The following is a 15,511-nucleotide window of genomic DNA, read 5'->3' as shown; positions in this document are numbered from 1 at the left end:
TATGTGAAATACGGGCTGAAAACTATTGCATTTTGTCCCAAGTTTGTGGCGTTTTGTCCTTTTCTGCCGTTTTTCAAGCTTTCGGACATAAAAAAAGCACGGATTCACCGTGCTTTTAAGTTTTGGAGCAGTATTTTTTATTTTTCTTGGGACGTTGCCATTTTCCGGTATTCTGTCGGGCTAATGCCATATTGTTTGCGAAACAGACGATAAAAAGTGCTCGGTATATTAAAACCACAACTGAAAGCTATCGCTTCAATCGTTAATTCGGGATGGCTGTCGAGCTTTCGGCGTGCCTCTTCCACTTTCAGAGTACGCATATACTCCATGGGAGATTTTCCCGTAACGGCTTTGACGGCATCTGTCAATGCATTCTTATTGGTGCCAAGTGCGGAGATTATATCATCGCGGTTAATGTCAGTATTGGACAGGTTATCATCGGAGAGCAGATACTCCTGCAATCGAATAACCAGATTCTGCTGTTCGCCGGAAGGTGCAAATAGTTCCGTAGCTCTGGCTGTTTTGCCGGAATCCTTAAGCGAGGATTCCGATTGGCGGGCATTCTCTAATCGGAATAATTCGTCCGCTAATCGGTCTTGTTCTTTAATTCGTTCATACAACTTACGATTCTTGAGGGCAATAGTCCGGTTGTAATAGAAAGCACCTGCCAAGAGCAAAGCGAGAACCAGACAAATGGCAAGAGCAAAAAGGAGGTAATGGAAATTACGCTCTTTCTCGGCAATATGTTTTTCCACTTCATATTGGGTACGTAATTCGTCGAACCGGGCATTGACCTCCACGTTTTTTATAGTATCATTGGTAGCTATAAACTGATCCAATAGTGCTAACGCTTCGTCAACACGTCCCATCCGGGCAAGTATCTCCATCTTTATTTTTCTGGTATCATTGAGGCTGAAGTCCGATTCATCAATCCCGACCGTTGCACTGTCTATTACGGCAAGTGCTCTGCGGTAGTCTCCCTGTGACTGAAAAATCAGTGCCTTTGCGCGCGCCAACTCATATTTGGAAATATTGTTATTGACAATACTTTCCAATTTGGAGAGATATTCCCCGGCTTTGTCGTAGTCTTTCGTATCTATATATGTATTCATCAATGCTACATAGAGATTTCCCCGCGCTTCGGGCTGTGTTCTTCCGGATGATTTCTCGAATCGCGCAATCGCTTTTTCATAGTCAGGCACAAGTTGCAATAGTTTATCATATTGTGCCTGTGCCCGGAGAGCAGTGCATAAGAACGCATAGGATTGTGTCAGGATATTGTCGTATCCCGAAACTTCCCATAATAAGCCGGCACACTCTCTGAAACATTCTTCTTCCTCTTTCCACCTATTCTGAACATTATAAGTGATTCCGGTAGCATAGAGCGCCAATGCCATCCCTGCCTTATCCTCCCGCTTCCTGGCACGGTCGAACATGAGTTCCGCCGCTTCGGCTGCCTGTTTATAATCCCCTTTCAGATTATAGGCAGTGATTAGCTGCATATTGATCTGATAATAGAACTTCCACAACTCGTGCCGGATATAAAAGTCAAGATAGCCGGGCGCTTTTTGAATGATTTCGTCATACTCCTTCCGGTTTATATGAGATATGATGGTATTTCCATACACCATTCCCTGCATTTCTACGTTTCCCTGCTTTATGGCTTCGGCTTCAACCCGGCTGAACAGCATCAGCAATGTATCCATCTTTTGGTTGTCGGCAACTTCCGACATATACAAATAGTACAATCTATTGTATGACTTCAGTTTATCAATACCTTCAGAGTGTTCGATCACTTGCCGCAAAGAGTCTTTTTGACGTTGTAGGTTATTTTGTGCTAAAACAGGTAAAGTGAAACATAAAAGGCTTCCCCACAAAATAGCTATCAGACTGGTTTTATATTTCATATTGGTTGTGTGTTTACATAAGTTCTTGATTTATAATTTTTCAAAAATACAAAAAATATCATCAGATGGAACAAACATGAAAGAATTTATAATAAATCACCAAATTATGCCACAAGCAGCCACTTTAGTGCCACTTGGTGCCACGCTATTCAGGTTCCATTGAATTACAAACACTTGCATCTACTTTCGCCCCGCATTACGATAGATGCAAGTCACATAAAGCAAATTACAATGAAAGAAAATCAGAATGAAAAAGAAGTATTACTCGTGGCCGACAAGGACGACGACGGACGTGTTTACCGACATGCTGGGATATCCCGAAAACAACAGGATCTCATCGACCTGTACAAGATCAATCCGAATGATTATCCGATACTGGTGCAGGAGCAGAAATCTCCCACCGCAACGGAATAACAGTCGTTTACCGGTTCCTCCCCCGGACAATCCGAAGCAGGGAAACAAGTCCGCAACCGTTGGGCTTTGAGAACCGCATGGATTGGGAACAACTCGCCCGTCTGGGCTTCACGTCGGATTGTTTAGTGGAATATTCTATTATAACAGTGGCTACAGCCTCGCCTGTTCCGCCTTTGGCGCAGCAGAGCATTTGCTATAGTCTTTACCAACTTCAGGATCAACTGGATTGTGGGCACACAGTCCTGCGAGTTCGGGATGAATCGGAATAGCTTGATTATCTTTTTTTCTGCCACCAGAGTAATTACCGGAACCGGAGCGTAGTGCAGCGATGCAGTCCGTTGAAGGAGGTGGTTTCTTTGATGATGGCATTTATATTGATGGCAGTTCCGGGAAGTGTTGTATTACCGCAGGATCTACGTTATGAAAAAAACTGCTTGAAGGAAGACTACACCGGAATTCAAACCATAAATTTGGTCGGGGTTCCGGTGTTTTGTCTTCTACGGAGAGTTACTATCCTTTCTTATCTTCTGCCCTGTCTTCTGCGGCAGAACCAGGTTCGGAAGCGAATGGAAAATCATCGAAATGGAAACTTTTGTGAGGAGTGAAGTGAAGGATTATATCTTTCATTTATATACCAATTACAAATCATCTTCCAATGCTGTACTTTTTGCATAAGCAGTACTCTTAGCCTCAAAGAAATCAGTCTTTACCATATTGGCATTGGAATATTGTGATACCCAACGCATGCTTTCGGGTTCTTTTAAATTGTCTTCATACAATGGAGTAAATCCAAGACTGGTCCAGCGGAGGTTTCCTAAATAACGAATGTAGTCTTCTATCATTTTCTTATTCAATCCCTGGATCTCGTCACCTATCACATATTGCCCCCATTCTATTTCCTGTTTCACTCCTTCACGCATCATCGCTTCGTATACTTTCACCCTATCAGAAGTAAACAATTCCGGTTCTTCCTTCTTCAATTCCAGAATGATATTACGAAACAGCCAAAGATGGGTATTTTCATCCCGATTGATATAACGGATTTCCTGAGCAGATCCAGACATCTTTCCGTTACGACTCAGGTTATAGAAAAACATGAAGCCACTGTAAAAATAAATACCCTCCAGTATATAATTGGCTATCAATGTTTTCATCAACGTAAAACTGTCCTGGCTTTCCTGAAATTCATTATAGCAATTACCTATAAAAGTGTTTCTTTTTAATAGATGCTCATCTGTTTTCCATTGATACAGAATGTCATTGCGCTCCTCCGGACTACATATAGAGTCCAGCATATAACTGTAACTTTGGCTATGGACGCACTCTTGAAAGGCTTGAATATGCAGGCAGAGATTGACTTCATTTGCTGTAATGTATTCACTGATAGTAGGCAGATTGTTACTTTGCAGGGAGTCAAGGAAAACAAGGAAGCTCAATATTTTGTCATAAGCTGTCCGTTCCGCCTTATCCAGATGTGGATAATCCTTTGTATCCTGAGTAAGATTGATTTCTTCGGGTATCCAGAAATTATTCATGGCCTGACGATACCAGTCACTTACCCATTTGTAGTGCATATTGTTGAAATCATTCAAATTAGTTGTATTCCCGCCAATCATTTTTCTGAGACGGAGTTCGGTATCACCCTCGGGATTGAAGAGGGCATTCTTCTTTAATTTCTTTATTTCCATATTTATTATTTAATGTTAGTCAGGATGCACAACTTTCACATTCTTCCACTTCCAGCGATTTACTGCGTACATAGTACACTGTCTTCACTCCGCATTCCCATGCCAACAGATAAAGGTTTAATACCTGTCTCATGGTAAAATCATTGGTGATATACAAATTCAAGCTTTGTGCCTGATCAATATGCAATTGCCGGATACCCGCAGCACGTATGCTCCATGTCTGGTCTATCCGGTAAGCTCCCTTATACAACCAATACGTCTTATCAGACAATGACGGAGCCACTCGCGGAAGCATGGCACCCTTCTTTTCTTCAAGAAAAAAACGTTTCATGACCGGATCTGTTCCGGCAGTTGTTCCGGCAATGATACTAGTGCTGCTGGTAGGAGCAATAGCCAGAAGATAAGCATTTCTCATGCCATCTGCCGCAACCTTGGCCGCCAAATCTTTCCATTGAAGAGAATCATAACCACGTTTCGCAAAATAAGCTCCGGTTTGCCAGTCACTTCCTTCGAAATAAACATATCTTCCTTTTTCCTTAGCAAGCCCGGCACTTGCTTCGATGGCGGCATAATTGATACACTCAAATACTTTATCAATGAAATTAAGATGCTCCACGCTTTCCCAACGGATACCGCGCAATGCAAGTGCGTGATGGTAACCGCTCACCCCTAAACCGATGCTACGGTACCGATGGTTTGTTATCCGGGCAAAAGGGATAGGATAGAAATTCAAATCAATCACATTGTCAAGCGCACGTACTACAACAGCTATTTTTTCTTTCATCTGCCGTTCATCCTCCAATGGAAGATGTCCAAGCGACAAGCTGGCAAGGTTACAAACGACAAAGTCACCGGGACGGACGGTATTGACTACAACCGTATCACCACCTTCCGTACGGACCTCAGTGGAAACAGTTTCAATGGATGACATATTCTGAGCTATTTCCGTACATAGGTTAGAACAATAAATAATCCCCCGATGCGAATTAGGATTAGCCCTGTTCACTGTATCCCGGTTGAATGTGAAAGGCGTCCCTGTCTCTACGGCAGAGCGTAGTATCAACCGGACAATATCTTTGATGTTCAGAACCCGCTTAGAGAGAAGGGGATCGTTTATACAATCCAAGTATTTTTGCTCCCACTCTTCTCCATAATAATCCTCCAGGCAATACCCTTTGACATTCATAATTTCGTTGGGACAGAACAAGTACCATTGCTGATTCAGGTCTTCCTTTGCCATACGCCAGAACAAATCAGGATAGCATACGGCAGGAAAGATATCATGTGCCTTCATCCGGTCGTCTCCATTATTGGTGCGGAGTTGCAGGAATTCGGGCAAATCTTTGTGCCAGACATCCAGATATACTGCTACAGCTCCCTGACGCATACCCAGTTGGTCGACAGCTACGGCAGTGTCATTTACCAGTTTCATCCAGCGTATCACTCCGCCTGCCACTCCCTTAAACCCTCGTATATTTCCTCCTGCCGCACGCACCTTACCAAAATACATTCCCATTCCTCCGCCAAACTTACTGACCATGGCAAAATTATCGATACTGCGATAAATCCCCTCCAGGCTATCGGGCACTGTATCAATAAAACAACTGGATAACTGGTGATAAGGCTTGCGGGCATTGGACAGTGTAGGGGTTGCCATGGTTACTTCTAACCGACTCAGCATATCATAGAACTTCTTTACCCACTGCAATCTATCACACTTTTCGGACATACCCAAATGAAGCGCAATCCCCAAATACATTTCTTGTACCGATTCCATTGGTTCATGTGAGTGCGTACGGATAAGATAACGTTTCGCGAGAAGATCCAATCCCGAATAATTGAAAAGTTTATCACGTTCGGGACACATAAACCCGGCAGCCACTTCTATTTCTCGTGGAGAATAAGCGCTCAGGATATAGTCACCATACAAACCTTCATCCGTCAAATAGCGCAGCTTGTCATAAAAAGAATAAATACCGGCAATTTCTGCCTGTACCTTTAACTTCTGCGTCAACTGAAAATTAAACAAACGGGCAGCAATAAATTCCCAGTCAGGCGCCTCTTGCGTAGTAAGCTCTACGGCAGCCTTAATAAGAGTCGTCAACCTCTCTTCAGCTGTCATATCGGTTTTGCAGAGGTTTACAAACTTCTCTGCCAGTATCACCAAACTATATTCATTGGCAACAAAATCCTTTTGAATATCTTTCAATGTGTCAGCCAACGCTTCAGAACCTATACTGCTGACAATATGGTTAAAAGCTTTTCTCCGTTCCGTACGTTGCCAACGATAAAGTATATAGTTTTTAGCTTCGGCATAAAAGCCATGTTCCATCAAACCACGTTCTACCTCATCTTGAATCTGTTCCACGCTACGGTGTACTTCATCACACAAAAAGAGTTCTACTTCATCTACAATTGTGTAAACGGTTTCGTCCGGTACTTCTCTTCCGGTACTGGCAAAACTCTTCCGTATCGCAACGGCTATCTTTTCTCTATTATATGGTTCCGTTGCCCCATTCCTCTTGATTATTTGCATGAAATGTTCTTGAAATGAATTATTTTATCGTTTCGCACCGTTTCCCTACCCCCCGAGTAGAAACAGCCTTTGATGAATGGCAGGTCTTCTGACTGACTCCTCCTTTCCGATGCCTTCCCACACTTCTCCTCATCTACTTGGGCAATGCAGTGGCAATAAGTTTAGTATCGGTAAGTCTACCGGAGTTTCACAGCAGCGGGACTGTCCGGGATTTACACCCGATTCCCTTTTAATCACTTATGCAGAAAAGCATAAGTGAACCAATTCGCCACAAAATAACGAAAGACTTCAGTAATATACAAATAATTCCGTAGTTAAAAAAAGTTGCCATAAGATGTATTATGCACAGATTATCCATTCTAACTGAGAAGGCAATTAAAGTTCATCTCAGTAGCCGAGATGTATATCTCAGCAGCCAAGATGCACATCTTAGCACGCAAGATATACATCTTAGTGCGCAAGATGGAAAGAATTACGTATACCGTTAATTTGTTTTAGGCTGATTGTCCCTTTTCTTTGTTACTGACTGACATTTTTTCCACTAACTCTGTTATAAGTTGCCTCCTTATTTAATCTTAAGGGTACAAAAAGCTGTCGGATTACTCTTTTTATTATGAACATTACTTTGTCATACCAACCATAGCAGCCACCATTGCGGCAATAGAGGCGATGGAAGTATTCATCCCTGTAACGTCCGCCGCCACAGTTTTTTTCCTGCCCTTTTTGCTTGGCACTATTATTTCACATCCGGGTTCAATTGCATTGCCCATTCTCCTTTTCAGACGAGAAACCATACCATTCATATATATTACATAAACACGCCGCTTCAGTGCCCGGTTTCCAAATCCACCTGCCTGCTCAATGTAATAACTAAGACTGCTCCCCTTCTGATAAAGTATCGTATTAGGATACATCACAGCTCCATTGATTGTTACCGTGCTGACATATTTAGGAACGAAAAGTACATCTCCTTCGCGCAAAACCATATCTTCGTCAGAGCCTGGATTTACCAATGCTTTCTCAAGTTCTATGCCTACCGGATAAGTGGAAGAGGCTTCCAGAGTAACCGGAGATACAGAAGCCTTTTCACTTCCTCTGACCGACAAACGTAGCACATCCTTTTTCTGACGCATTTCATCCGCCGTCATTCTGCGTATCAGACGCGCTCCTTTTACATAAGCTTCTTTCGATAGTCCGCCGGCTCTTGCTATCAGACTACTCAGCCTCTCATTACTTTGGATTAATGTATAATTACCGGTGAAGGCCACTTCGCCTTTAACTGTTACATTGGCCTGTTTACGATATCCCGGACTTCGGCGAATGAAAACGATATCATAGGGTTCCAGTTCAAATCCTTTATCCTCCCCCATCACCAGCCCGTTTTTAAGTTCAACCGTAAAGCTTTTTCCGATAACAGTGGAAGATGATATACTTTTAGGATCTCTAATCCGCCGCGAGACATCGATCCGGACCATAGAAGCAGATTCCAGCAATCCTCCCGCTTTTACAATCAAATCCTGTATGGACGTATTTTTAACATAAGGGAAATCTCCCGGATTCCTTATATCACCATAGATAGATAAAGTACCTTCTTTCTCAATGTCTTTCACACTCGAGATATAAAGAACATCATTTTTCTGTAAACGTAGGTCGGAGACTGCGCCAGCCATCATTCTTTTCAAATCGACCGGGATCATTTCATGTGTTAGGTCTTCATGCTCACGTCTCAACAAAGCCCTGTTGAGAAAAGCATCTCCCCGAAGTCCTTCTGCTCTGCTGATCAACTGCCTGACAGTTCCCGTGATACTATCGTCCAATTGATATACGCCGGCACGGTACACAGCACCACGAACTTCAACTTTGTTTGAGAAACGTTGCAATACCGCCTCAACAGACAATTCATCACCGTCGGTCAAAACAAAAGATTGGTAATCATCCTGCCCTACATTGTATATCTGTTTCTCTTTCCCATTCAGACGAAACAGACGTATCGCGTCCCGGTAAGCATCTCCCGTGAAACCTCCCGCATAGCTGAGCAGAGTTGTTATGGTTTCTCCTTTTTTCATTTCATACGCCATCGGACGTTTGACTTTTCCGGAAATACTAACCAAATTCTCATAAGGAGGAATCAAAATGACATCGCCTTCCGATAAACGGATGTCGTCCGTCAACTTTCCTTTCATAATGTAATCATATACATCAATGCAAGCGACCTCTTTTCCACCTCTCACAACACGAATATCACGTAAACTTCCAATACCACTGACCCCACCGGCACGATACAAGGCATGGAATACCGATGCAAATGCCGACAAGCGGTAAGTACCCGGTACCTGTACTTCACCCATGACATTGATCATGATGGTACGGATTCCCCCTAATGATAACTTGATATGAACCGATTTTCCGGAAATAGCGGCATAAATCTTACTGAATTCACGTCTTAAGCTCCGTTCGGCATCCTGTATACTCATTCCATCCAGAAAGATGGGACCTATACCTGCCACGTGAATAGTACCTTCAGGAGAAATAATTTCTCTGACTGTATTTTCGGAAGTGCCCCACACATCGATAATCAATTCGTCTCCGGACCCTAACACATAATTTTCAGGGGTAGGGATATCCAGATTAGGTTCAAAAGATAAATTCCGGTCAGTAAATATATTGCGTCCAAAAACTGTAACCTGCTTACCACGGATTATAAAATCCTCTTTTCTATGTTGCCTTGCCCTGCTCCCGCCCGCCAATAGAATGAACAGGGCAAATAACAATGCTCCCTTATCATTCACCCTGCCGGATATCTTATCAATCAGACAGCTTACTTTTTTTGTGACGCAAGAAAGCGACTGACAAGAAAAACCCACAGCAACGGTTTGCAACAATATTTCTATACTCATAAAACACAGTTATTAATTAATCATGTAGATTCTAACACAAATAATGAATCCCATAAATTAACACAATCCACATCCATATTTCACTTCTGATAAGGAAGCAGAAACTTGAAACCTCTCCCCCGCAACATGACTTCAGACTCACGCACTTCTTCTACAAACAACCGATGTATCCCTTCTGTTATTTGCGGTTTTTGGGATTCATAACGAAGAATATTCAGATCAACAGAATCACCCTGTATGGGGTTCACAATGGGAGCTAATTTTATATAAGAACTACTATAAGTCACTCCTCCCCCTCCATAAGGACGGGCGCTGTTTGCAATCCACGTACCTACTCCTTTTCTTTTGACTACCATTTTATTATTCAAAATCAAATAATATGAACTTGCATTGGTACTATACCAACCCGAAGTCTCCAGTTCTCCTTCCGGTCTCACTTTAATATGGATGATTTTCTTCTCTTTTGCATCTTCAGAAATAGCGATAACTTGGGCTTCTCCCTCATATTTGGGATTTATCTCAAGCATCCCGGTAGAGCCGTCCCATTTGATATCCATGATATCCGCCGGGTCGTTCTCTTCCAATTTGGTCAGTTCCCCTCCTCCGAAGATACTTACGTATTTACTTTTAAATCCGGGAAGGAACTGAACCGTTGAATGGCTCACTTCCAAGTCGGGAAAGACCACGCTGATTTTCAGCCTTGCACGCTTGTCATGCGAAATGATAGTGGCAAACGTTTCACCTTCCAACAGACCTTTTACCTTAAGCGTGTCCATACTTATATAGGCAGTAGCTATCTGTGCGTTTTCTACGTTAACTATATATTTCCCGTTTCCGCCTGAGAGAAGGAGTCTTTTTCCCGTTTGTTTATTCAACAACAATTCTTCGACACTCTTCTCTTTTCCTATCCGGATATCGGGAAGTTCTTCTTTTTGTTTTTCACATGCAAAAAAGCAAATAAGGCAAAAAATGATACACAATTGGGTTATTACATTCTTTATCATTGGTTTATTTCCTATTTAATTGTATTTTTATTCTTGAATCTTTTCTACACCCAGTTGGGGATATAAAATCTCCCATTCACGACCTTCTCCCTCATCAATATAGATTTCCAGTCGAAACTGTTTGTAAAATCCTTCAAACTCAGGGAACTCTAAAGTATCATCTTTGGGGTTAACTGTCATTCCGTTCAATTTATAAGAGATTCTCGCATCAGGATTGGCCAGTTCATTATAATAGAGCTTTAGGAAACGCCCCTTGCAACTCCCGTCAGGAGTGATAGTACGCAGGTAAGGAATCCGATCTTCAGAGTTTTCTGCTTTACTCATTCCTTCCGTCACTCCTTTTCGTTCGGCATATGGTGAAAACTCGTTACCCTTTACTGCTCTTACTTTAACGTGGTGCTCACTTCCCGGTTTAAGTTTTGTCTTCATATATGAATTTCCGGATGTGGTTGTTTCGGTTTTGCCATCAAACATAACTTCCCATCGCATTTCTTCATCTATGACTTTATTCCAAGAGATCTCCATTTCGCTCTGATACGCTTTTATACTCAGATTGCGGGGAGCTTTCGGGACGGAAGATATGTCCGGTCCGGTCCCTTTGGGCACCATCGACATATCGTCGAACAGCATATAGCCCTCCTGATAAACCCGAAGTGTTTTTATGCCCATCCCCATACTATAAACATTCTTCGGAATTGTTACGACACCCTCCGCTTTTTTCCATTCATCTTTAACTGTTCTTACCGAAAGTATTTTCTCTCTACTTTTTACCCTTCCATCATCATACCACAATAAAGTTACTGCTATTTCAGTGTTTTTTATATTCGTTTTGTACCAGAAAGAGAATGCATATTGTTTTCCCCCTTCTACCGGTGTAGGTTGAGCCAAATAGATAGATCCTCCGTTGAGCCATATCTTAAGTGCATATGTACCCGGACTCTCGGGACGCCTCTCCTGTACTTGTTCCGGACTAAAGTCGCTTGCTATACGCCAGCCAATGGGCTGTCCCCCATCTCTCCACTCTTCATATCCTCCATTGGGAATGATATTTTCTTTTTGAGCTTTGACTTGGATTGTTGCCGACATGAATATAATTATCGGTAAAAGCAGTTTATGTATCTTTCTCATTTTTCTCCTTATTTTTTAATGTCTTCCAATGAAACTCCAAATATTTTTCCAATGCGAGTTGCCAAATTATATAACGCCCCTTCGGTTTGCTCTCTTCCCAATAAGCGCTCTTTATCCCATAAACCATCATTCTTCTCCAGTTCATGCAATAAGTTTCCGGTTTCTTCGTTTGTAATGAATGGCTTTCCTTGCGTATTACGTGCAAATTGTGCAGCATAGATCAACCCGTAAGCTTGGGAGAGCAGGCGGAATGCACGTCTGGGATTCTCTTTTAGATTGGCAAATGTATTAGGGCCGACAAGCAGATTCATAGCTCTTGCGGCAACCACCCGCGAAAGCTCTTGTCTGATGGTATCGGCCTGTAGCCTCATTTCATCATATCGGGAAGTCTCCATAAAGGTCCGTCCTTTTACAAATGAGCGGAAGATGCGTAAGTGACAGTCTTTTAGGGCAGGTAAGCCATCGGCCTGAGCCAATGTTTTCCAGAAGCTGTAATATCCATAAGCCAGATCCCAATGATGCTCTAACTCTGTATAGTTATGACCGGGTAAGAGTTGTGTCAGGTCGTTTCGGATAAGTATCTCGTTATTTCCCAATATTTCCTCAGCCAGATGTATATTCAATATTTTGTCCAGATATATCGCCCCCATAACAGCATATTTGTAAACCTCGGCCACGGCAATCCCTTTCTCATCTACATAACAGATATCTGAATCGCCTATATTGTTGCCTACATATCCCGTCGAACCTTTCGCAGCTTCCCTGTTCCTATGTTCGTAAGAGGGAATGTTCGCCCCTAAACCCGCAATGCGTGCAGAAGTTTCAAACCAATTGTCGATGTCTCGCAGAATCTTTTCTCTATCGTTCAGATGTACAGGAGAAGTGGAAACTTCTTTCTGGGGTTTCAGTCCGAATGTCCCTTCATGATAGATACGGCGTGCTTCGTCATAATCTCTTTGAGTACTCATACGCGCTTCATTCATATATTCCGAAAAAATTCGGTCAATGGGAGATTTCAGAAATTCACATTCCAGCACATTTACAGAACTCTCCCCGTTTCTTGAGAATTTGTATGAAGGTTCAGGAAATACCGGAAGTTGGTACGCACTTTCCACTGTTTCATTTATCCCTTCGGTACAAGCTGCAACACTCGTCAGCAGACAGAAAGAAAGTATATATTTCAGTAAGTAATTCATCTTTTTGCTATTTTTTCTTAAGGTAAAATCAAATATTCACAATAAGGATACCTCAGTGGGTTGATCCCTTCCTCATTTTGATATTGCTCTGTTTCCAAACCGGGAATTTCAATCAGTCCGTCGATAGAAACGGCCTTGATACTTGCTTTTATGTTGGAAGACCTGGGTCCCTCCCCGGTAACACACAGATATAGAGGAAATCCCGAATGGACATTAAAAGAGATTTCCAATTTCTCTCCATTATACATTACGTTGGGGATTAACCGGCCTGTATCCTCCCGTGCTACTCCCGCATTCTTCTTTCCACAACTGATTGTCACCAACTCTTTCTTCTCATTAATATATTTCACTTTGTACTGGGCAATGACATCATTTGTAAGGTTTCCATCCCAACCTTTTTCCTGAAACGAACATATCAAGGTTATCTTATATTGTTCAGCGTCATCCGGTGTTTCCGTACCGGGGTATTGGTAACTTTCCAATGCCTGATTGGGATCACACAATTGCACGAACAGCTCTCCACGCTTGTTTGCAGGTTTCTCTATCTCTTTAGGTGGAAATAGTTTTTCATAATCTTCATTCACTGCGAAATCTTCTTTTACTGTATTGCAGCTGCATACAACCAGCAGGCAAATTATCCATATATGTTTCATATTCATTCTGGTTTTTAATATTTAAATTTCATCCCGGATTTCAGCTATTACTCCGGTCTTTTCTCCTTCGGGAGCAAGATGTCTGCTTACCCAACGCATTGTTTTACTATAAGGGTCAAACACTTTGACAAGTTCACAGACGAACCGCTCTCCCTCTCTGCGGAAATCATAAAAAGTGTATGTTTCACTATACCGTATACCGGGCCTGAAAGTCAAGCCGTCAGCTGTACCTACATATCCCGATCCCAAGCCTCTCACCTTATTCCCAAGCCATCCCCGAGGAGCAAAGTAATCTATGGCAAGAAACAGACGATAGCGTTGATATACTTCCAGTGGTTGTTTCGTATTTCCATCCGTGCTATAAGTGGCATTCATACGCATGTCGCTTCGAAAATAAACCCGGTCAGCCTTACGGATACTTAGTTGAGGATTTTTCATCTTCTCAAAGAACAGCTTATTGTCATATGACTTTCTAATATCCTCCTGCCAACTTTCATCACTCTTCAGTTTTGTAAATACAATATACTCCCGTGCAGGCTCTGTATATGAAGATGTTTTAAATATCAGATTTCCGTCAATATCTTTTCCTGTATAAAGAAAATCCGAAGAACCGGTGAACCGGTCGTTCACCAAAGAGTGCAGATAGTTATAAGTAGTAAAACTCAGTTGTGTGAATGTATTTTGGCTTACTTCAAACTCACTTTGCCGAACTTCCTGCAAACTCTGCTCGGTATAATCGGCCACAGCCTGTACAACTCCATTGTCAGAGAACCTCATCAGGAAGCAGTGTCCGCCATATCCATATTTATACTTTTCGTCGAATATCCCTTTGGGAAGAGTTATCAATTCGTTCACATTCGTAAACAGCAGAGAGTCTGTTCGGGGGAAGTAGGTGACAGACCATCCGTAAGGGGCGTTTATAAGCTCCTTTCTCAGCTCGCTAATATGTTTCGCGTTCCGTTCAGAAGGAGATAAGTCGAAGATTTCTTCATCCTTACATGAAAAGAAAACCATTATCAGAATCAGTATTCGAAATCCTGTTTTCATGCTTTTTATTTTTGTTTAGTAAATGCTTTTAATTGCTTTATACTTCTCAGTTGAAGATAATTAAGCGAAATCTTAATTTCTTTATTGAAGTAATCTTCTACCAATTTTTGCTTTTCTGTCAACTCTTTGTATGCCTGGACAGCTTGTTCATTATATGCATTTTGGAGGTCCTGATCCGATCCGGCTGTATAAGGAGTTTTTGCTTCAGTCAAGGCTTTAAGTATATCTTTGGGGGTATGTGTCAGCTTTGAACTGATAATTTCCGCAAAGTCCTTTTCGGGCGAGAGAAGAGAATGGTAGGTAAAAAAGCCTTTTCTATTGGCATATCTGGCCAAAACGAACACTCTACGTCCATGCATCTCTCCTTTGAAGACCCATGCAATGGGGGTGGTCGATTCGATATATTTGTTTCTACTTATGGATAGGAAGCTGTTTCTGTCGTAAGGGAAAAGTTCCATAAGATGTCTGGCAAACTGGTGATGTACACTTCGCATTAAGACAAAAACTTTATCTTCATCTTTAGGATCGAACTCGTTGATGTTGTACAGAAACATCTCATTAGTTGTCGCCTCGGGATTATCTAATAATTCCATCCCGTTTCCATCTACATTTCTTCCTCCGTACATATATATTTTAAGAGGATTCTTTCCCAATAAGAACTTTTCTCCTCCCAAATCGGGGCTTGTGTAGAGATCAATCCATAAGGCCTTGATAGCCTTGAGCACACTTTTTACATTAGCGACTTCGGGAGGATAGATATAGCTCCCGTTTTGCACTACATTTTTGTCCCACCGATATTCCACTTCGATGCCGTAAGGGAGGGTGAATGTATCCAATATCCATTTGTCCAACTCTGTTTTTTCACGCTCTACCGCACCCGCTTCCACTACACTCCGATCAGATAAGGGTGCTTCCTTCTCACAGCCTGCCAATAGGAAAGAGGTAACGAGAAAATACAGACTTCCCCGGATAAAATATCTGAATTTCATTTTTTTGATTATTGTTTTCATACGCTCGGTTTTATTGTTTAATTATTTTTTA

Annotated in this window: 12 protein-coding genes and 1 riboswitch; of the genes, 2 read left to right on the top strand and 10 right to left on the bottom strand. The window is 42.1% G+C overall.

Annotation, left to right across the window (positions count from 1 at the left end; genetic code table 11):
- Positions 1-137: 137 nt before the first annotated feature.
- Positions 138-1,907, bottom strand: coding sequence for a helix-turn-helix domain-containing protein (locus tag R3O62_RS13630; RefSeq protein ID WP_032543886.1), 1,770 nt, complete (start codon positions 1,905-1,907; stop codon positions 138-140).
- A 231-nt stretch (positions 1,908-2,138) separates the two neighbouring features.
- Here R3O62_RS13630 and R3O62_RS13625 point away from each other — a divergent pair, with 231 nt between their 5' ends.
- Both R3O62_RS13625 and R3O62_RS13620 read left to right on the top strand, forming a co-directional pair.
- Complete coding sequence (locus R3O62_RS13625) at positions 2,139-2,321, top strand: hypothetical protein (RefSeq protein WP_032536402.1); 183 nt, start codon at positions 2,139-2,141, stop codon at positions 2,319-2,321.
- A gap of 77 nt (positions 2,322-2,398) precedes the next feature.
- Positions 2,399-2,590, top strand: coding sequence for a hypothetical protein (locus tag R3O62_RS13620; RefSeq protein WP_227559618.1), 192 nt, complete (start codon positions 2,399-2,401; stop codon positions 2,588-2,590).
- 369 nt (positions 2,591-2,959) lie between these two features.
- Here R3O62_RS13620 and R3O62_RS13615 read toward each other — a convergent pair whose 3' ends face one another.
- From R3O62_RS13615 to R3O62_RS13575, 9 genes are all read right to left on the bottom strand, one after another.
- Positions 2,960-4,009, bottom strand: a complete 1,050-nt coding sequence (locus R3O62_RS13615; protein ID WP_005808712.1) for a ribonucleotide-diphosphate reductase subunit beta — start codon at positions 4,007-4,009, stop codon at positions 2,960-2,962.
- A gap of 19 nt (positions 4,010-4,028) precedes the next feature.
- The gene (locus R3O62_RS13610) at positions 4,029-6,545 is read right to left on the bottom strand and encodes a ribonucleoside-diphosphate reductase subunit alpha (RefSeq protein ID WP_032530262.1); all 2,517 of its coding nucleotides are present in this window, start codon (positions 6,543-6,545) and stop codon (positions 4,029-4,031) included.
- A gap of 60 nt (positions 6,546-6,605) precedes the next feature.
- Positions 6,606-6,825: riboswitch (cobalamin riboswitch) on the bottom strand.
- A gap of 340 nt (positions 6,826-7,165) precedes the next feature.
- Positions 7,166-9,442, bottom strand: coding sequence for an SLBB domain-containing protein (locus R3O62_RS13605; protein WP_188520451.1), 2,277 nt, complete (start codon positions 9,440-9,442; stop codon positions 7,166-7,168).
- 80 nt (positions 9,443-9,522) lie between these two features.
- Entirely contained in the window at positions 9,523-10,446 is a 924-nt protein-coding gene (locus R3O62_RS13600; RefSeq protein ID WP_188520452.1) for a hypothetical protein, read from the bottom strand.
- Positions 10,447-10,473: 27 nt separating this feature from the next.
- Positions 10,474-11,574, bottom strand: coding sequence for a fibronectin type III domain-containing protein (locus R3O62_RS13595; RefSeq protein ID WP_317472868.1), 1,101 nt, complete (start codon positions 11,572-11,574; stop codon positions 10,474-10,476).
- 8 nt (positions 11,575-11,582) lie between these two features.
- Entirely contained in the window at positions 11,583-12,770 is a 1,188-nt protein-coding gene (locus R3O62_RS13590) for a DUF4856 domain-containing protein (RefSeq protein WP_022012191.1), read from the bottom strand.
- A 17-nt stretch (positions 12,771-12,787) separates the two neighbouring features.
- The gene (locus tag R3O62_RS13585) at positions 12,788-13,423 is read right to left on the bottom strand and encodes a hypothetical protein (protein ID WP_317472867.1); all 636 of its coding nucleotides are present in this window, start codon (positions 13,421-13,423) and stop codon (positions 12,788-12,790) included.
- A gap of 21 nt (positions 13,424-13,444) precedes the next feature.
- Positions 13,445-14,470: a DUF4302 domain-containing protein gene (locus R3O62_RS13580; RefSeq protein WP_032540591.1), complete on the bottom strand. Its 1,026-nt coding sequence runs from the start codon at positions 14,468-14,470 to the stop codon at positions 13,445-13,447.
- A 5-nt stretch (positions 14,471-14,475) separates the two neighbouring features.
- Positions 14,476-15,480: a putative zinc-binding metallopeptidase gene (locus R3O62_RS13575; RefSeq protein ID WP_032540590.1), complete on the bottom strand. Its 1,005-nt coding sequence runs from the start codon at positions 15,478-15,480 to the stop codon at positions 14,476-14,478.
- Positions 15,481-15,511: the final 31 nt, after the last annotated feature.

This window comes from Bacteroides hominis, from assembly GCF_033042785.2.
Classification (GTDB): Bacteria; Bacteroidota; Bacteroidia; order Bacteroidales; family Bacteroidaceae; genus Bacteroides; species Bacteroides hominis.
The sequence above is the reverse complement of the archived record's forward strand: the minus strand, read 5'-3'. Positions and strand labels throughout refer to the sequence as shown.